At 45.8% G+C, this 19533-nt stretch carries 18 protein-coding genes and 1 tRNA gene; 16 read left to right on the plus strand and 3 right to left on the minus strand.

The genetic code is table 11. The annotated features are described in order from the left end of the window. Positions 1 to 573: ribbon-helix-helix protein, CopG family (locus tag QUA33_RS03560; protein WP_333146521.1), on the minus strand; the 573-nt coding region annotated here is incomplete at its 3' end. 274 nt (positions 574 to 847) lie between these two features. On the opposite strand from QUA33_RS03560, the gene QUA33_RS03565 reads away from it, so the two are divergent. From QUA33_RS03565 to QUA33_RS03575, 3 genes are all read left to right on the plus strand, one after another. Continuing rightward, positions 848 to 970, plus strand: coding sequence for a hypothetical protein (locus QUA33_RS03565; protein ID WP_333146523.1), 123 nt, complete (start codon positions 848 to 850; stop codon positions 968 to 970). Between the two features lie 193 nt (positions 971 to 1163). Beyond that, complete coding sequence (locus QUA33_RS03570; protein ID WP_333146525.1) at positions 1164 to 1463, plus strand: type II toxin-antitoxin system HigB family toxin; 300 nt, start codon at positions 1164 to 1166, stop codon at positions 1461 to 1463. After that, positions 1447 to 1845 carry a transcriptional regulator gene (locus tag QUA33_RS03575; protein ID WP_333146527.1) on the plus strand — a complete coding sequence of 133 codons (399 nt, stop codon included), beginning with the start codon at positions 1447 to 1449 and terminating at the stop codon, positions 1843 to 1845. Before QUA33_RS03570 ends, QUA33_RS03575 begins: the two co-directional genes overlap by 17 nt. A 437-nt stretch (positions 1846 to 2282) precedes the next feature. On the opposite strand, the gene QUA33_RS03580 is transcribed toward QUA33_RS03575, so the two are convergent. Further along, a tRNA-Ser gene (locus QUA33_RS03580) sits at positions 2283 to 2367 on the minus strand. 214 nt (positions 2368 to 2581) lie between these two features. Between QUA33_RS03580 and QUA33_RS03585 the strand changes: the two genes are divergently transcribed. From QUA33_RS03585 to moeB, 9 genes are all read left to right on the plus strand, one after another. After that, positions 2582 to 2950 (plus strand): 2Fe-2S iron-sulfur cluster-binding protein, encoded by a 369-nt coding sequence (locus tag QUA33_RS03585; RefSeq protein ID WP_333040827.1) that lies wholly within the window; start codon positions 2582 to 2584, stop codon positions 2948 to 2950. A gap of 34 nt (positions 2951 to 2984) precedes the next feature. Then, positions 2985 to 3500, plus strand: a complete 516-nt coding sequence (locus QUA33_RS03590) for a thermonuclease family protein (RefSeq protein WP_333146529.1) — start codon at positions 2985 to 2987, stop codon at positions 3498 to 3500. Between the two features lie 112 nt (positions 3501 to 3612). Further along, the gene (locus QUA33_RS03595; protein ID WP_333146531.1) at positions 3613 to 4428 is read left to right on the plus strand and encodes an inositol monophosphatase family protein; all 816 of its coding nucleotides are present in this window, start codon (positions 3613 to 3615) and stop codon (positions 4426 to 4428) included. Between the two features lie 101 nt (positions 4429 to 4529). Then, positions 4530 to 5447, plus strand: a complete 918-nt coding sequence (locus tag QUA33_RS03600; RefSeq protein WP_333146533.1) for a tetratricopeptide repeat protein — start codon at positions 4530 to 4532, stop codon at positions 5445 to 5447. Between the two features lie 442 nt (positions 5448 to 5889). Further along, entirely contained in the window at positions 5890 to 7125 is a 1236-nt protein-coding gene (locus tag QUA33_RS03605) for an ATP phosphoribosyltransferase regulatory subunit (RefSeq protein WP_333146535.1), read from the plus strand. Between the two features lie 144 nt (positions 7126 to 7269). Then, the gene (locus QUA33_RS03610) at positions 7270 to 7497 is read left to right on the plus strand and encodes an indolepyruvate ferredoxin oxidoreductase subunit alpha (RefSeq protein ID WP_194061489.1); all 228 of its coding nucleotides are present in this window, start codon (positions 7270 to 7272) and stop codon (positions 7495 to 7497) included. Positions 7498 to 7644: 147 nt separating this feature from the next. After that, on the plus strand, positions 7645 to 8259 hold the full coding sequence (locus QUA33_RS03615; RefSeq protein ID WP_333146537.1) for a Uma2 family endonuclease: 615 nt from the start codon (positions 7645 to 7647) through the stop codon (positions 8257 to 8259). Positions 8260 to 8352: 93 nt separating this feature from the next. Then, complete coding sequence (locus tag QUA33_RS03620; protein ID WP_333146539.1) at positions 8353 to 8832, plus strand: M67 family metallopeptidase; 480 nt, start codon at positions 8353 to 8355, stop codon at positions 8830 to 8832. Between the two features lie 79 nt (positions 8833 to 8911). Continuing rightward, positions 8912 to 10084, plus strand: coding sequence for a molybdopterin-synthase adenylyltransferase MoeB (moeB, locus tag QUA33_RS03625; protein ID WP_333146541.1), 1173 nt, complete (start codon positions 8912 to 8914; stop codon positions 10082 to 10084). Between the two features lie 211 nt (positions 10085 to 10295). Here moeB and alaS read toward each other — a convergent pair whose 3' ends face one another. Next, positions 10296 to 12944, minus strand: coding sequence for an alanine--tRNA ligase (gene alaS, locus QUA33_RS03630; protein ID WP_333146543.1), 2649 nt, complete (start codon positions 12942 to 12944; stop codon positions 10296 to 10298). A 1128-nt stretch (positions 12945 to 14072) separates the two neighbouring features. On the opposite strand from alaS, the gene QUA33_RS03635 reads away from it, so the two are divergent. The 4 genes from QUA33_RS03635 to QUA33_RS03650 are packed head-to-tail and all read left to right on the plus strand — an operon-like array spanning position 14073 to position 19494. After that, positions 14073 to 14681 carry a hypothetical protein gene (locus QUA33_RS03635; protein WP_333146545.1) on the plus strand — a complete coding sequence of 203 codons (609 nt, stop codon included), beginning with the start codon at positions 14073 to 14075 and terminating at the stop codon, positions 14679 to 14681. 6 nt (positions 14682 to 14687) lie between these two features. After that, on the plus strand, positions 14688 to 17402 hold the full coding sequence (locus QUA33_RS03640; RefSeq protein WP_333146547.1) for an OmpA family protein: 2715 nt from the start codon (positions 14688 to 14690) through the stop codon (positions 17400 to 17402). Positions 17403 to 17404: 2 nt separating this feature from the next. Next, on the plus strand, positions 17405 to 17941 hold the full coding sequence (locus QUA33_RS03645; protein ID WP_333146549.1) for a Rab family GTPase: 537 nt from the start codon (positions 17405 to 17407) through the stop codon (positions 17939 to 17941). Then, positions 17938 to 19494 carry a PAS domain-containing sensor histidine kinase gene (locus QUA33_RS03650; protein ID WP_333146551.1) on the plus strand — a complete coding sequence of 519 codons (1557 nt, stop codon included), beginning with the start codon at positions 17938 to 17940 and terminating at the stop codon, positions 19492 to 19494. Before QUA33_RS03645 ends, QUA33_RS03650 begins: the two co-directional genes overlap by 4 nt. Positions 19495 to 19533 lie beyond the last annotated feature (39 nt).

The raw sequence follows: 19533 nt of genomic DNA on the forward strand, positions 1-19533 counted from the left end.
TACTGTGTCCTGCAATTGGCTTTCGAGATTTTGCTTTTCGGTAGCTAATTGTTGCTGCAAAGAAGCGATCGAACTTTCGCGTTCACTCAACTGCTGCTGTAAACTTTCGTAACTTGACTTGGCTACTGTTTCTTGCAATTGGCTTTCGAGATTTTGCTTTTCGGCAGCTAATTGCTGCTGCAAAGAAGCGATCGAACTTTCGCGTTCACTCAACTGCTGCTGTAAACTTTCGTAACTTTCTTGCAACGGATTTGGCTTTACACTCACCGAGTCCGATAGAGTTTCTGCCGTTACAGCCTCATTAATTTCGCTTTCTTCGGCTGTTTCCCCTTGCAAGTCGGGGGCATCTACCTGCGTTTCTTCACCTTTTTTCCAAGTGACAGTAACTTCCGTCTTGTCCTTAGAAATATCCAGAGCGCCTTGTGCCAAGCGTTCTAGGAGTTCTGACCTTGATATTCCGAGCTTGCGAGCGATCGTGTTTAATCGATCGGCACTAGAAGAAGTCAGCGAAAGTCCGACTTTGACTTTACTTTCTGAATTGGAACTAACTACATTGCGATTTTTTTTGACCATTGGCATTTTCCTCATGCCAACCTACACTAATAAGTGTAGTGGCTGAAGTTTCTATTAAAATTAATTCTTGTTACTTACCAATTGTGCCAGCTTCTGTTCCCAATTGAACAAAAATTCGTGAATATACCCTTCGGTCGATTCCTCGCCGTAGAACCCCGTGAAGATTCCCTGGCACGGTTTTTTTTTCGGCACAATACCGCAGATATAACAGTTGAGCTTGTTAGATACTATCTAACTTTGCGCCCGATTTCACCGGTTCGGCGCGATCGACCAAATGCCAATAAGAGGCCAGATAGTCTTTGAACGCTGCAAAAAGGCGAGTTTCCACAACTTCCATGCGATCGCCCCAACCACGCTGCTAGAAGCTTTTTTACACGATGAGGATCGAGTCGGGTGAGCAAGAGTGGGATTAAAAATAAAGCCTGCGGTTTCCAACCCCCCTACATACACAAAACCCACTCCAAGTGGGTTAAAGAATTTTTAGTCGATCGGGCATTGACGTTTTTCTCTCAAAATGAGAGCATGGGCATAGTAGTCAATCAACCAGAAAATCAGTATGCAAAACAAAAGAACAAATCAAAGAAAAACAAATGCACCTAATCTCGATCCGGAACCTCCGTAAAGATGCTGCCCAGTATCCCGATGTCAAAAATAAAATTGATAGCTGGAATGCAACTGTAAAGCAAGCAGAATGGCAGAATTGGGAGGATGTTCGCAAGATTTACCGGGATGCCGAAGCAGTAGGAAACTTCACAGTATTTAATATCAAAGGCAACGAATATCGCCTGATTGTCGGCATCAACTACGAGGAGCAAACTATTTTCTACAAATATTTCCTAACCCACGCTGAATACGACAAAGACAAATGGAAAAATGATCCTTACTTTTGATGGAGCCACTTATAGCAAATTGCTTGCAGAAATCGCTCCTATGGCGATCGAAAGTGAAGAGGAATACGATCGCCTCCTGGCAGTGGCAGAACGGCTAACGTTTGCTAAAAACCTCACTCCAGAGGAGAGAGCTTTATACAAGTTGTTAGTCACGCTGGTTGAAGTTTACGAGAGAGAAAATTATCCGATCGACAAATCGGAGCCTCACGAGATTTTGCAACACATCATGGAATCCAGCGGTACCCGTCAAGCAGACTTGGTAGGTATCATTGGATCGAGCGGTGTGGTGTCTGAGGTTGTCAATGGGAAAAGAGCGATTAGCAAGGCACAAGCTAAGGCACTAGGCGATTATTTTAAAATCTCACCTAGCTTGTTTATTTAATTTGGAAATTGGGCATGGCAAATTGGGCATTGGGAATAGGGCATTGGTTATTTGTGATTAGAAAAACTACTAGCCAGTAACCACTAACTATTACCTATGCCCGATGCCCGATGCCCATGCCAGAGGCATCTGACCCTTGGGAGTTGCTGAATTAAGGTATGATTAGTTCAAAGATAAATTTGGAAAAAACAATTAAGTGACGCTCTTAGAGCATATCGCTGGGGATTGGTGTAGGTCACTATGGTTTTCTACTATTGGCATTAGATCGGGGCGTTTATTCTCCGTCCGATCGCCCGTAATTTACACTCAGAAACATAAAAGCGAGATCCCTTGATTTTTCTAAAATAATTCAAGGGATCTCGCTCTAATCAAAGTATTTATCTCATATCAGAGATTTTTTTTGCAAGCTGTTTTTTTTGCCTAAACAGCTTGTTTAACGGAGAGGGAGGGATTCGAACCCTCGTTAAGTTGCCCTAAACACACTTTCCAGGCGTGCGCCTTCAACCGCTCGGCCACCTCTCCAGGGCTAAATTCATTCATTTAGCCACAGCTAAACTATCTTAGCAGAACAAATCTGATTTGGGAAGGGGTAACGGCATAAATTTGCTGTTTAATATGGGTAGGGTGTGAAACGGGCAGGCTTGGGTTCTCCTCCCTGGGTCGCAAACCCATTCATTTCAAGGATCTTGCCCCGCCAACCCCAATCTAAAATCTAAAATCTAAAATCTAAAATTCCATGACTAACTCTTACACAATTAAAATTCATAACAGACAGACAGGCGATCGCCACACCGTGCGAGTACCCGAAGACCGCTACATCCTCCAAAGCGCCGAAAACCAAGGAGTAGAATTGCCCTTTTCCTGCCGCAACGGCGCTTGTACCGCCTGTGCGGTGCGCGTCAATTCGGGGGAACTGCACCAGCCAGAAGCAATGGGGCTTTCTGTGGAACTGCAAAAAGAAGGTTATGCCCTGCTGTGCGTCAGCTATCCCCGTTCCAACATCGAGGTAGAGACGCAAGACGAAGACGAAGTGTACGAACTGCAATTCGGCCGCTACTTCGGCAAAGGTAAAGTTAAAGCCGGTTTGCCGTTGGATGAAGAATAAGGCAATTTGATAAATTATCAACTACCAATTATCCATGCTTTATCGGTTATTTACGATCGCCCTTTGTCTGTTGTTAGCTAGCTGCCAAAAACCAGAAATGCCTCAAGGTACGATCGCCAAAGTAGAAAGGGCCATCAGCGGGCAAACAATCGAAGTTATCAGTACAGCCGACAAAATAGCCTTATTAGAACAAATCAGGCTGATTGGTATTGATGCACCGGATTTAAAACAGCAGCCTTGGGGAGAAGCAGCCAAACAAAGACTAGAACAGCTAACTACGGGAAAACAGGTATTGTTAGAATCCGACATCGAAGAGAAAGACCAGTTCGATCGCAAACTAGCCTACTTGTGGCAAGATAAAAATTTGCTCAACGAACAGCTAATCAAAGAAGGTTATGCCCTGGCCTCAGTGCGATCGCGGAACACCAAATATCAGCAGCGACTCATCAACGCTCAAGAATGGGCGAGACTCATGGGTAAAGGCCTGTGGAATCCAGAACGAGCATTGCGCCAAACTCCCGCAGAATTTCGCCAGCAAAATCGGAAATAGTCAGTAGGGAATTGTTGACTGTTGACTGTTGACTGTTGACGGTTGACTGTTGACGGTTGACTGTTGACAACTAACAACTAACAACTAACAACTAACAACTGACAACTAACAAATGACTGACACTCAACTGCAAAACTTCTTAGAAATAGCCACCGAAGCAGCCCTAGCCGCCGGTTCCGTCCTGAAATCTTTCTGCGGAAAATTAGAAAAAATTCAAGAAAAAGGTCGATCGGGCGATTTAGTCACAGAAGCCGACAAAGCCTCAGAAGCCGTCATCTTAGAAATTCTCGGCCGCCACGTACCCGACCACGCCATCCTTGCCGAAGAATCTGGCAAATTAGGGGATGCAACTAGCAAATACCTGTGGGCGATCGACCCTTTGGACGGCACAACCAATTATGCTCACCAATATCCTTTTTGGGCCGTGTCGATCGGACTTATAATCGACGGCATACCACAAATTGGAGTAATTTACGACCCTTTTCATAATGAATTGTTTCGGGCAGGCAAAGGATTGGGAGCAACCTGCAACCGATCCCCGATCGAAGTTTCCCAAATCGCAGAATTGAGAACCAGCTTGCTAGTCACTGGCTTTGCATACGATCGGCGCGAAACAGCAGACAATAACTATGCCGAATTCTGTCACCTCACCCACCTCACCCAAGGCGTGCGGCGCAGCGGTTCCGCATCCCTAGACCTCGCACACCTCGCGATGGGGCGATCGGACGGATACTGGGAACGGGGACTCTCCCCTTGGGACGTAGCAGCAGGTGTACTCATCGTCTCCGAAGCCGGAGGTCAAGTTACAGCTTATGACGGCAGTGCATTTGAGATGAACTCCGGTCGGGTTTTGGCCACAAACGGCAAAATACACGCCGAACTCAGCAGCGCACTGCTAGCCGTTCCTCCCTTATCTTCTTGGAAGTAGCGCCCCCCAGCAATAGATCGGGGGTAGTACGGGGGTCACAACCCCTTGACTCAAGCTACATTAAAGAATAGTGAAAAGCCAGGAAAGGAAGAGTAAAAGTTATGTCTTTTGAAATGACAAAAGGGCTGTTCAAGTACGACTTTACAGATCAGCACGCAATTTTGGGAATTCCCTTAGACGCCGAGTTTAACGACATCCGCAAGCGTTACATGAAAATCGCCCGCCGGTTGCATTCGGATACTTGCTCTTTTGAAAGCCAAGCCGATAAAGATTGGGCTAACCAATTTTTGTCAAAAGTAGTCAATCCGGCTTACAACAAATTTTCCAAGGAAAGCGATCGCAAAGAATACAGCCTGCTATTAGCAGCCATCGCCAAGCGCGTCGTTAAAGAACAGGCGAAAATGCAAATTGAAAGCGAAGCAGCCAAACAGTTAGCTACCGCTCAAAATTGGGAAGAAGCTTACAAAACAGCAGTTAGCAAACTCGCTCTCAAGCAGTACGAATCAGTTAAGGAAACCGAAGATGCGATCGCTCAAATTAGCGAACTCAACATGGTTTACCTGCTGCGAAAAGAGCGCCTTGGCGGTGGTGCGGTTACACCTGCTTCACCCATAAAAGATGCAACCCCAACCCCAACCCCAACCCCAACCCCAACCGCAATTCCAACCCCAACTCCACCTCTGCCCAAAGTCGAAGACCCGCAGACTGAAGCCTATTGCCGCCGAGCTCAAGGATTCATGGACAGCAAAAGTTACGCCAAAGCAATTTTAGAGTTGAAAGAAGCCGTGAAGCGCCAGCCAAAACACAGCAAGGCTCACGCTTTATTAGCAATGTGTTACCTGGAACAAAATCAAGCCACAATGGCGAAACTTGAGATGAACAAAGCTTTGGCATCAAATCCTGAAGAACCGACGGCTTTGGAGGTTAAGAAAAAGCTGGAACAAGTTTCCGCAAAGGCTAAAAAAAGTGACGAAAAACCAGGATTTTTTGCAAGTTTGTTTGGCGGGAAGAAGAAGTGAGAAGTTGTGATTTGTGAGTCTTGAATTTTGAGAAAATGGTGAACTGCACAGCAGTGGAGTGAGCTCGATCAAAACTTGGTGAGATCAAATCCGGTAACTAGGAATTATACCGTCAGTGCGATCGTCCGGCGAGAGCAGATGCTCCAGAAAGAGCGGGACGCTTGCACTGACGGGGAAAATGATTATTGCCATGCCCACGAAAACGCTATGAGGCATTAATTTGTTAAAGTTGAATGTTAAGCTTGCCTGCTTGGACTTTAACACCGTCTCCTAAAGCTAAGCTTATAGGCCCAACCTAAAATCTAAAATCTAAAATTGATATGACACCTTAATTTGTTAAAGTCAACTGTTAAGCTTGCCTCGTTAGACTTTAACACCGTCCATAAAGCTAAGCTTCTAAGCCCAATCTAAAATCTTCTAAAGTCTAAAATCTAAAATTGATATGGTTCACCAACCCCCATCCGGTGCAAGAGATTTATTGCCCCTTGACGTTGCTCAAAAAATTTCGATCGAACGGCGCTTGCAGCAGGTTTTTCACCGCTGGGGCTATCACCGGATTATTACCTCTACTCTAGAAAGGCTGGAGACATTGATGGCTGGGGGCGCGATCGACCGATCGACCTTAATTCAACTGCAAGACGCCGAGGATGGAGAACTTGGTTTGCGGCCGGAATTGACAGCATCCATCGCCCGCGCGGCTGCAATGCGGATGGCCGGGACTCGCTGGCAGCCTCAGCGCCTCTACTACAACGCTAACGTGTTCCGCAAAGGCCCAGATACGGGCTCAGGCGGGCAACAGGAGTTCTATCAAGCTGGTGTAGAGCTCCTAGGCGCGGGGGGTACGGTTGCGGATGCGGAAGTGCTGCTGCTGCTGTCTGAGTGCTTGCAGAGCTTGGGAATTGATGACTGGCATTTGGTTTTGGGAGAAGCGGGCTTGACTGCAAGATTGCTGGAACCGTTTCCGCCAAATGTGCGCCAAAAAGTTCGGGGGGCGATCGCCAATCTCGATCGAATTGCCTTGGAAACTTTGCCGCTGTCAACCGAATTGCGAGAAAGAGCTCTGCTTTTATTTGACTTGCGCGGTCGCCCAGAAGAAGTGTTGCCAATTGTTGCCAAGCTGGATTTAGATTTGCCGCAGCAAGCCGCGTTAAATAATCTCAAATCTGCGATCGAATTGCTGCACCAATGTCAGTCAAAAATTCCCAATCTCAAATCTCACATTCACCTCGATTTGAGTTTAATTCAAACATTTGACTACTACACTGGAATTGTGTTTGAAGTTGTCAGCAGCAGTAAGACAGGACAGCGAGTTTTAGGACAAGGGGGACGTTACGACCAACTGTTGGGACTGTTCGATCCCCTAGGGCAAAATTCCCCCGGCATTGGGTTTTGTCTGAATATTGAAGAGTTGCACCAAGTTTTGCTCACAGAGGGGCAATTGCCCAGCCAGACACCAGCTAGCGACTGGTTGGTTGTGGCTCAAACTCCTGAAGCTAGTGCCGCCGCGTTTGCTTACGCTCGCAAACTCCGAGAGTCTACTCACCTAGTTCGGGTGGAAATAGATTTGGAGAGTCGGGAGACAGCAGAGTCGGCGCGGGAATACGCGCGCGATCGACGAATTGCTCAAATTGCTTGGGTAAATGCCGAAGGATTCCCAACAATTGAAACGGTAAATTAGGCTAATTGGTAATTAGTAATTGGTAGTTGGTAATTGGTTAAAAATCACCGGATATGATATTATGTATCCTGCTGATTGAGAGAAGGTTTTGCCAATTACTAATTGCTAATTCCCTATCTAACTAAAATCTTTTGAGAGAACACTATGGCACACACTATTGTTACGAATATTTGCGAGGGAGTTGCTGATTGCGTTGGCGCTTGTCCGGTTGCTTGTATTCACCCTGGCCCCGGCAAAAATGTCAAGGGTACTGATTGGTTTTGGATTGATTTTGATACCTGTATTGACTGCGGTATTTGTTTGCAGGTGTGTCCTGTCGAAGGTGCGATCGTTCCAGATGAACGCCCTGAGTTGCAGCAAACTCCCGCTTGATTGCTTTAATTAAATTCATCCGTAAGGTGCGCATTGCGCACCCTACATTTTTTTATGAACCGCAGGGGGCGCAGAGGACACAGAGAAGAAGAGTGAGAAAGAGCCTAAAAATCTAACCTTTAGATATTTAAGTGCAGGTAATTAATTATGTTACTTTTAGATCCAAAAACTCTCGAACCGGCTACCGAACAACGCATTATTTTATATGATGTGAGTTGGGAGCAATACGAGCAGCTTTCTGATATGTTTGTCGATGAATTCCCCAGGATGACTTACTTGGAAGGAACGTTAGAAATTATCATGACGACTTCGCCAGAACACGAAAGGCTCAAAAAAATTATTGCCCGGTTGATAGAAACCTATGCGGTTGAAAGACTCATTAATCTCAACGGTTACGGAAGTGCTACGTTTCGCCGCGAAGTTGTGAGACGGGGTGCGGAACCAGATGAGTGTTACTGTTTAGGTTTACTTGCAGAAGTCCCGGATATTGTGATAGAAATTGCTCTGACTAGCGGCGGCGTTGACAAGTTGGAGGTGTATCGCGGTTTGCAGGTTCCTGAAGTCTGGTTTTGGGCTAACAATCAATTTTCTATTTACCACTTGCGGGAGTCTGGTTATGAGTTAATTTCGAGCAGTGAATTTTTGCCTGAGTTAGACTTTTCTGTATTGAGTCAATATGTAGGATATGTTAACCAAACAGAAGCTGTCATTGCTTATAGAACTGTTTTGCAAACAGCTACAGCAACCTCAAATCAATTGTGAACTCTTTCTCTTCCTTCGTGTCCTTCGCGCCTTCGCGGTTCATTTAAAAAAAAGCCCGATCGCACTTTACAAAAAAATCTACACTAAAATCCTATGCAGCCGATCGCACTTTCCGACTCTCACATTTTATCCATCCGCACCCACGCCGAAAGCGCTTATCCTGAAGAATGCTGCGGTTTGTTGCTCGGTCGAGTTACTGGCGGTGTTAAAACTTTGGTAGAAGTTTGGCCGACTGACAATGCTTGGAGTTCTGAGGCCCAGGAGAATTGGCCCGAACAAAAAGGATTGACAGAAAAACGCAGATATGCTATCAAGCCGGAAGATATGTTGCGGGCGATGAAACATGGGCGCGATCGCACTCTGGATATTATCGGCATATATCATTCTCACACGGATTGTCCCGCAGTGCCCTCAGAGTGCGATCGGACATTGGCGTGGGCCGAATACTCTTACATTATTGTGTCCGTCCGACAAGGCTGTTGGGAAGACCTCCGCAGTTGGAGTCTTGACGGAGAGAGGAACTTTCAAGCAGAGGAAATTCGCCTAGTGGAACCGACTGAGATTAAGAAATAATTAGTAAAAATAACAAACACGTAAAAATGCGAAAGATTCAGATAGGATGTAATTCAAAATCTGCGCTACACACAATATCATGCTAAATCCTAATCTGGAGGAGATCCAGCTCAACAAACAAGAATACGAACGCTACTCTCGCCACCTCATCCTGCCAGAAGTTGGATTGGATGGGCAAAAGCGTCTCAAAGCTGCCAGCGTGCTCTGCATCGGTACGGGAGGCCTCGGTTCGCCGCTGCTGCTGTATTTAGCAGCCGCCGGTGTTGGCCGCATTGGGATTGTAGACTTTGATGTTGTAGACCATTCTAATTTGCAGCGGCAAGTAATTCACGGCACTTCTTGGGTTGGGAAACCGAAGATTGAGTCGGCTAAAAATCGGATTTTAGAAATTAATCCTTTTTGCCAAGTTGATTTGTACGAGACTCGCGTTAGTTCCGAAAATGCGATCGACATTGCCACTCCTTACGATATCATCATCGACGGCACGGACAACTTCCCGACTCGCTATTTGATGAACGACGTTTGCGTCCTTTTAAACAAGCCCAACGTCTACGGTTCCATCTTCCGATTTGAAGGACAAGCAACAGTTTTCAACTACGAAGGCGGCCCGAATTACCGCGATTTGTACCCGGAACCCCCGCCTCCTGGGATGGTTCCTTCTTGTGCCGAAGGCGGCGTTTTAGGCGTTTTGTGCGGAGTTGTCGGGTCTATCCAAGCAACGGAAGCTATCAAAATTATCTTGGGTCAAGGCACTACTTTGAGCGGCCGACTGTTGCTTTACAATGCCTTAGATATGACTTTCCGGCAATTGAAACTGCGGCCTAATCCAGTGCGTCCGGTAATTGAAAAGTTAATCGATTACGAACAATTCTGCGGCATTCCTCAAGCAAAAGATAAGGAAGCACAAGATCAAAAGAAAATCCCTGAGATGACTGTCACGGAACTTAAGGAGTTAATCGACAGCGGTGCCAAGGATTTTGTATTGTTGGATGTTCGCAATCCCAACGAGTATCAAATTTGTCAAATTCCTGGGTCGGTTTTGGTTCCTTTGCCAGATATCGAACACGGCGCAGGTGTTGCCAAGGTCAAGGAATTGTTGAACGGCCACCGCTTGATTGCACACTGCAAAATGGGCGGACGTTCTGCCAAGGCTTTGGGGATTTTGAAGGAAGCGGGAATTGAGGGGATTAATGTTAAGGGCGGGATTACTGCTTGGAGTGAAGAAGTAGACCCGTCTGTACCTCAATATTAAGTTCAATCTTTTTCTGGGGTGGGTTTAGCTAATATCACGAGATACAAGCGAGTAGACTCTGGTCATTAGTGTTAACTTACGCTGAAAAACCTTTGTATCTTTCGTTCACAGCCGAGTCTAGAACCCTCTAAATTCCCCTTTTTTAAGGGGAATTTGACCTTTAGTAGTGAAGCAGGACACGGCATTGCCGTGTCCCTACAAAAAACGCAGATTAACCCAACCCTTCAACTAACAGATTGCGAGCACTTTCTAACGCTTCCTGCAACTTACTTGTATCGCGTCCCCCAGCTTGGGCTAAATTAGGCCGGCCGCCGCCTTTTCCGCCGCAAATTTGAGCAATTCCCCCGATAAACTTGCCAGCTTGCAATCCTTTCTTATTGACTTCTGGACTAAAAGCAGCCACCAAACTTACCTTGTCCGGTTCAGGAATTGAGGCCAAAACAACCGCAGCATTTCCTAACTTTTGCTGCAATCTTTCCGCCGCTGTTTTCAGCGCTTCTGTATCTACATCACCCAATTGAGCTACAATGATTTTGAATTCGCCGAGATCCTCAGCCACACTCAGCAACTGGTCGGATTTTGCGATCGCCAATTCCGACTTCACAGCAGCCAAATGTTTCTGAGTATCCTTCAACTCATTCTGCAAATTAGTAATCCGGTTCGGCAATTCTTCAGGCTTCGCCTTAAATCGATCGCCCAAATCGCGCACCACCTTATCGCGCACGTTCAAATAGTCCAAAACAGCTTGACCGGAAACCGCTTCAATCCTGCGAGTTCCCGCCGCTACGCCCGCTTCGGAAACAATCTTAAACAGCCCGATTTCTGCGGTATTGCTGACGTGAGTCCCCCCGCACAATTCCATCGAAACGCCGGGAAAATCGATAACCCGCACCACGTCGCCGTACTTCTCGCCAAACATCGCAGTCGCGCCTTTTTCCCTCGCTTGGGCGATCGGCATTTCTGCAACGACCGCAGCGTGCGCCTCAGCAATCCAACTATTAACTAAATCCTCAATTTTCTGCAACTCTTCTGCTGTGACAGCGCGCGGAGAATTGAAATCAAACCGCAATCTCTCAGACGATACCAGCGAACCAGCTTGCGAAATCGAATCGTCCACAATTTTTCGCAAAGCTGATTGTAATAAGTGAGTTGCTGTGTGGTTGGCCTGAATTCGGCGGCGACCGCTATTGTCAATTTTCGCCGTAATACTATCGCCAACTCTCAGCGTTCCCCGTTCCACAAAGCCGAAATGCACGAAGAAATCCGATTCCTTCTTCACATCATCAACTCTTACCAACAAACCATCACCATTATCTCCGCTTTTCAAATAACCTTTATCCCCAATTTGTCCGCCGGATTCTGCATAAAACGGCGTTTGGTTCAAAACAACTTGTACCTCGGTACCGGCGGCTTCTTCCACCGATTTGCCGTCAACCAAGATAACTTCCACCTCAGCTAAACTCGACAATTCAGCATAACCGACAAACTCAGTTCCTTGGATAGTTTCAGCCAACTTGTCCAAAGAACCCTGCACCGTCAAATCGATTGTTTGGCGAGCATCTTTAGCGCGAGTTTGCTGTTCCTTCATCGCCTCTTCAAAGCCGTCCAAATCCACAGTAATTCCCTGTTCCTCAGCAATTTCTTGAGTCAGTTCTAAGGGGAAACCGTAGGTATCGTAAAGAGTGAAAGCATCTTGACCGCTGATTTGTTGGTTTGCTTGCTGTTTTGTGCGATCGACAATTTCCTCCAGCAGCCTCTCTCCGCGTTCCAAAGTCTTGAGAAACTGCGCTTCTTCCCTTGCCAATTCCGCCTTAATTTGAGCTTCCCGCCGCCGCACGTTCGGATAAGCAGCTTCCGAAAGGGCGATCGCACTTTCAGCCACCCGCACCGTAAATTCGCCCTGAATTCCAATCAGTCGCCCGTGGCGCACCACCCGGCGAATCAACCGCCGCAAAATGTAACCCCGGCCCACATTTGACGCGCGAATTTCGTCCGCAATCATGTGCACCACAGCCCGAATGTGATCGCCAATTACTTTCAGGGAAACCTTGACTTTTTCATCGCTACTGTGGTAATCAATCCCGGCAATTTCCGCAGCCGATTGAATGATCGGAAAAATCAAATCTGTTTCGTAATTGTTGGGGACTTTCTGGAGGATTTGCGCCATCCGTTCCAGTCCCATGCCAGTATCAATATTTTGATTTTGCAGCGGTGTTAAATTGCCCTCTGCATCTTTATTGTACTGCATGAAAACCAGGTTGTAGAATTCAATAAACCTGCTATCATCTTCTAGGTCAATATTGTCGCCTCTCTCTGGGTGGAAATCATAGTAAATCTCCGAACACGGGCCGCAGGGGCCAGTCGGGCCGGATTGCCAGAAATTGTCGTCTTCTCCCATGCGCTGAATGCGATCGCCCGGAATGCCAATTTCATCGCGCCAAATCGCAAAAGCTTCGTCATCTTCTCGAAAAACACTAACAACCAAATTGGAAGCTGGTAAACCGAAAACTTCCGTCGAAAGTTCCCACGCCCAGGCGATCGCCTGTTTCTTGAAATAATCCCCGAAACTGAAGTTGCCCAACATCTCAAAAAACGTGTGGTGGCGGGCGGTGCGGCCGACGTTTTCGATGTCGTTGGTGCGGATGCACTTTTGAGAAGTGGTGGCGCGCGGTGATTCTGCCGTGCGCTGTCCGAGAAATATCGGCTTGAATTGCAGCATTCCGGCGATCGTCAGCAACACCGTCGGATCTTCGGGAACCAAAGAAGCACTGGGCAATATCTTATGTCCCCGCTGAGCATAAAAGTCGAGGAAGGTTTGGCGGATTTGGCTGCCACTGAGAAACTTAGGAGAAATAGACATGACAAAAACACTTAAGTATGTAAAGATGTAGCAACAATAGAATTTATAGGACTTACGCACGGGTGTCCAGAAACCCGGTTTTTCTACCAAAATACTTGCTTAAAATCCTCAATCTCGGTAGAAAAACCCAGTTTGTTGGTTAGGAGTGCGTGAGTGCTAACTTACATCTATTTGGAGATTCATATCATTATACTTAGTAATGTAAAGACCAATCAAGTTTTGCAAATAGTGCTTTACTCCTCCGAAAGGCTATGCTAACTTAATAATAGACACCGGGACAGAAAGAGAAAGGAGGTCGCTATATTTAGAAAGAAAGTTCAAGGATATAGGCATGGTGTCTCCGGTCTAGATTCCCAGGCGCAGCAGAAATTAAACGAACACAACTTGAAATAGTGGCGAACTGCCGATAGAGCAGTCAAGCCAAACCGCAGTCAAGTAAGACTTAGTTGTAGTTGCGGATTAAAAGTAAAGCTGCACGAGTTGTAAACCCTAGTAAGTAACAGTTCTCAATCGGAAACACATCACGTTTGTTAGAAAAAACAAAGCTCTCCTATTATTGGGTCTGGTCGCTGTCGATCGGGCCCTATGAATTTTTATAAGGCGATCGCAGGAGAAGAGGCTTCGAGGGGGAGACTGGGCAGAGTTCGGGTGTGTAAATGCTTTGTGCTCAAAGGCAACATCCCTGGGAGTCGATCGGCGAGCGATCTGTGCAGCTTTTGAGTTATATATTATATATAATAGGACGTGAGCGCCCGCCCCCGCCCGCTTTTTGCCGGGGATCAAGCGCTGTGGTATGAGGCACTGTCAAGATGCGATATCATTGAAGATGTCAGTACAAGACATTAAAACCTACCCCGCTGTGCTGTATAGCAGCAAAATCTACGCTTCTATGAGCTTGCTGCAAGCCAAGGATAGCAAATCGCCATTTTTGGTGACAAGACCAGGCTCAACAATTTGGATCTCAGGATATTTAGAGTCAAGACTCTAAAAAATCCCATCCCCGACGCAGGGGTGAGAGTTCAAAAAATAAAAGCCCGCCCACTTAAAAAAGCTAGTGCCACCAACAACGGTAGTAAATCACTAGCACAGTTCTTAAACTCACAATCTCCGGAGATTCTAGGTACAAGCATGGCCGAAATAACTAAAGAAGAAATGCGCGAACGGCTGGGAAATATCGACCAGATTCGCGATATAATTTTTGGAGCGCAGCTTAGAGAATACGACAATCGCTTCGATAAAATAGATTCCGACTTGTCGATGATGCAGCAAGATATGCAAACTCGCATCGAACAAGTAAAAACTGTTCTTTCAGGAGAAATGAGGGCTGCAGTTGATTCGTTAGAAAAGAAAGTTAAATCGCTCACCTCAAACACCCAAGAAGAAAGCGCAGACATCCGTCAGCAAGTCGATCGCGTTAACCGCAAATTCTCCAGCAGCATTGAAGCCCTCGACGAGGCTATTGACAATCAAACCCGTTCGCTTCGCGACGAATTCTCCCAAACCAGAGAGCGACTATCTGAAGAAACCCGCACTTTGAAAACACAGGTTTTTGAAGAGCTAGACCGTCGCTTTTCTATGCTCAGAGATGTTAAAGTTTCTAGAGACGACATGGCAGAAATTCTGTTTGAACTGGGCATGAGGCTCAAAGGAACAGAATTTGTCCCCGAACTTAAAGGCGTTGCGGATAATAAGTTAAATACCGAATTTCTGTTGCCGGAGCGCCACCATAACGGATAATAACGCATGGCTTTACCGAAAGAAAATCCGGCTGACGAAAATGAGTTAGAGGGTTTTGTTTCTCAACCTGATGAGTCCGCTGCTGATGCAGCAACCCAGCTAGAACCCTTGCTGAATCTGTTAGTCGATCTCAAAATTATTGCTGGTTCCAACCAGCAAAATGCACAGTCCGAGGATGACAGCAGTGGCGAAAATAATCAAGCAGGGGCCCTCGGCGGGTTGATGGATTTGTTAGGTATTTCTGAGCAAGAGCCAGAGGAAGTTGCAGCGAGTGTACCCGAAACTGGCTCTCGCCAACCGGAGTCTGGCGATTCCCCGCCTGTTGCAGACGAGTTTAAAAGTTTGCTATTCGCGACTCACAAACTCAACACTTCAGAACTGGAAAAAAACTATTCCTCCGCTAAAACTATAGATGTTTCCGCGATCGCCCAGCCGGATTTGGAGGAGGAATCAAAGCCTGTCGAAGAATTGTCTAACTTGACAATGAAAGATTCTCTACAGTACGTACAGGCTAAAAAATCCCACGGGTTCGATCGGCAACAAGATGTTTCCGCTTCCGAAACCGAGTCAAAATCCTCGGAAATTCCCAAGGACTTCATAGTTGCCCCAGTCTCAGAGCCTGCAGAAACTACCTATTTAGATCCGGTGATTGCTTCGCTTCAATCGATGCCCAACATTGTAGAACAGCCGACACCGATATCGCAGCCCGGAGAAATATTAGGCCAAATTAAACAGGATTTAAATGAAGCCGACAGCGCCATGGAAAGGCTGCAAAATCTGATGTTCGGCTCAAAAATGTCGGATATCGAGCAAGTCAAAAATCTTCTGGCAGAAAACGATTTGCCGGGGGTGCGCCACCTGATGGCAACAATCGACGATAAATTAGGAAAATTGGAGCACCAAATCTACGAGCCCCAAGAGTTGATTGAGTTGATGCTGCCTTGGATCGCAGAAATTCTCAGTCGCAAAGTGGCCGATTCCAGGGAAGAAGTGGTCAACGCGATCGTCCCAATTATTGACGAAGTGATTAGGGCAAAAACTCAGGAAAACAAGTCGGCAATGAGTGCGGCAATAGCTGAGCTGCTTCCCGACGCACTTGCTCAACAAATAGTCAATTCGCCAGCGGATATTGCTAAGGCGATCGCCCCAGAAATTGGTCTGGCAATTAAAGAGCAAATTCGCCTCGACCAAGAGTCGATCGCCCAGGCCCTCGCCCCGGAAATGGGTAAAGCGATTACAGCCCAAATAAAACTCGAACGCGACTCTATGGTGGATGCCCTCTATCCCGTAATTGGCAGTACAATTGCCCGATACATGGCAGAAGCTATCAAGACAATCAATGAAAAAGTGTCAAATGCCATCAGCGTCGAAGGATTCCAGAGAAAAATTCGCTCCAAAGTACAAGGAGTCTCCGAAGCTGAATTAATCCTCCAAGAATCAGTACCCTTCACCGTCCAAGCAGCATTCTTAATTCACAAAGCATCAGGCTTAATAATTTCCGAAGTTCAAAACTCAGAAAGCTACCAGTTAGAATCAGAAATGGTAGCAGGAATGCTCACAGCTATTCGCAGCTTTGTTAACGAGTGCATCGTGCAGCCGGGAGAATCTTCCGAACTAAATCAAATTGAATACGGAGACTCAAAAATTCTGCTAGAAGTAGCGGGATATTGCTACATGGCCGTCGTGATTAAAGGAGAACCGCCAAACTTGTTCATCCAAAAAATACGACAAACCGTTAGTCATATCATCCTTAATTACGGTCAAGTCATTCACGATTTTAACGGCGACCCCGGTACTATACCGGACTCACTGCACCCGTCTATAAAAAATTTATTCGACCCGCTACAAACGGAAAAATCAACAAAACCCCCGATCGCCCTAGCCGCTATCAGTTTAGCCGCCTTGAGCTTAATCTTAGTACCTTGGGGAATTTATCAGTATCGCAGCAGCGTTGAGCGTCGTGTGGAAGCAAATGCCATCGCAGCTTTAGCCTCGACTCCCGAATTAGCAGTTTACCGCTTAGATGTTGCAGTAGATGGCAAAACTTTAAAGCTAACGGGAAAGTTGCCAAATCAAGAATTGCGGGTACAAGCTGCAAAAATAGCCGCATCAACTGCACCGAAATTGCAATTAGATAATAAAATTATAGCTGTAGATGTCCCCCCAGATCCCGTTTTGACGGCAGCCGAGGTGCAGCGAATTAGCGCTGTTTTGAACCAGAGAGAGGGCGTTTCTATTTCTAGTCGGTATGGCGATCGTAAAGTGACTGTAGAAGGTACAGTTAGAGACGGTGCAGACGCACAGAAAATAGCTCAGTCCCTAAAGCAAATTCCAGGTGTTCAGTCAGTCATCAGTACCGTTAAATTAGAGCCGCTGAAAATTACAACCCGCATCTACTTCCAGCAAGGAACGGCAACATTAGACTCAACAGATGAAGAAATCATCGCCAGTGTCAAAAATTTCATGGATCAATATCCTCAAAAACAGATTAAGATAATTGGGCACAGCGATCGAACTGGAGAACTTGTGACAAATCAACAGTTGTCGCTCAAGCGTGCCGCAGCAGTGCGAGATGCTTTAGTGCGACAAGGTGCTGACCCGAAGCGCCTCCAAACCGTCGGCAACCCCAATCCTCCTGCAGACGTGGAACCGAATCAACCGCGACTTTTAAGCAGATGCGTGCTATTTGAACCCATAACTAAGACCGTAAACAGTAAATAATTATGTCAGTTACTATATCTAAAAAAATGTGCATGATCGGCGACTTTGGCGTGGGCAAAACCAGCCTGATCCGCCGTTTTGTCGATCGGCAATTCAGCGACCAGTACCTCTCCACTGTAGGAGTAAAAATTTCCAGCAAAATCGTAGAATTAAAAGGGGTAAAACAGCGGGAAAACGTGACTGCAAAGTTGCTGATTTGGGACTTAGAAGGGCATACAAAATTCAAAGGAATAGCACCGACTTACTTGCAGGGAGCAAGTGGTGTTTTAATCGTTGCCGATGTCAGCCGCTCCGAAACTGTTGAGCGAATCTCCGAACACATTCAGCTTTTTTCTTCAGTCAATCCTAAAGGATCGATAATCGTCGCTTTAAACAAAGTAGACTTGATTGACGAGGAAAAATTGGCGCTGCTAGTGGAAATATCCCATTCGATATGTCAAGACAAAGTAATAGCAGTTTACACGACATCTGCTAAAACAGGCAAAGACGTTGACGAAATTTTCTATAAATTAGCTTACACAATGGTAGAACAATTATGAATCCACTGTTAAGAAAGCTGTTAGGCCCGCGACAAACACAGTATTTTATAGTCAATCACCATTTTATCATTCAGGCAATCTCTGCCGAAGTGCAGCATTATGCCGATATTCCAGGCGATGCTATACCCGGTGCAGATGCTCGCCTGAGTTTTCCCGAACTGATTGGCATTGAAAATATCCTTATGTCTATCATTATGGGACGGCTGCCGGGTTTTGAAGTCAAAGGTATCGCTCGGTTTACCGACCCAAACCGCCCTTTATACTTTGATATGTTGGCTATCAAATATGAAGAAGAACAAGAAGATGTGCCAAGTAAATTGCTAATTTTGATTGAAGATACCACCGAAAAGATGGTGATGAAGCAATCGTTGATTCAGAGGGCGAATGAAGCTAATCTTTTGGTTAGTGCCTTAGCCGCTTCTAAAGACTATATAGATAAAGTTATTCGGTCGATGGGCGATGCTTTGTTGGTGACAACAACATTAGGAACTATCAAAACAATCAATCAATCTGCCCAATGGTTATTTGGGTATAGCGAAGCAGAATTGATCGGCAAACCCCTGTCTTTAATATTACTCGAAGACACATTAATTTACCAAGCTCGCCACCGCTATATTTTGTCTCAGAAAGAGCTGCGTAGAGAACTAGAAATAGTCTGCACTACTAAAGCAAGAGAAGAAATTTGGGTAGAATTTTCCTGTTCAGCAATTCAGACCGAACTAGAGGGACTTTACGATTTCATTTATATAGGCAGGGACATCACAGAACGCAAACAACAAGAAATAGAAATTCGCGGCTCTTTGGCAAAAGAGCAAGAACTCAGACAGGTAAAATCTCGTTTTTTCTCGATGATTGCTCACGAATTTGGCAATCCTCTAAGTACAGTATTATTTGCTACTAAAATCCTCCAAGACTACGGCGACGAAATCACCCACGCGGAAAAACAAAAATACCTGCAACACGTTAAATCAGCATCTCAACAAATGGCTCAGCTATTAGATGATCTGCGGTTGCTCAGCAGCGCCGAAGCCGGAAAACTCGAATTCTATCCCGCACCAGTTGACTTAAAAAACTTTTGCAGTGAGTTAGTAGAATCAATTAAAATTAGTTATGGAAAAAATCATACAATTAACTTTACTTATCAAGAATTAGTTACGCCCGCGCAAAAAAATGATAACGAGTCGCAGGAAACGCAACAGTTGCCCGCACTAGATCCAAAATTGCTGCGGCACATCTTGACAAATTTGCTGTCAAATGCTATCAAATATTCGCCCCTCGACAGCCATATTTATTTTGAATTAAGTTGTCAGAATAATAAAGAAGCTACATTTAAAATTAAAGATGCAGGCCTGGGTATTCCTCTCGAAGACCAAGAACAACTCTTTGAATCTTATTATCGAGCCAAAAATGTCGGAAAAATACCCGGTACAGGACTGGGTTTATCTATAGTCAAGCAGTGTGTAGATTTGCACGGAGGTCAAATAGAATTTTCCAGCGAGATAGGCTTAGGCACTACATTTTTAGTTAGAATTCCATTTGATAAAAAGAGATAAATAGATTGATTTTAGATGATTCTATCCTAATGGCGGCTT

Source organism: Microcoleus sp. Pol14D4 (assembly GCF_036701245.1).
Lineage (GTDB): Bacteria > Cyanobacteriota > Cyanobacteriia > Cyanobacteriales > Microcoleaceae > Microcoleus.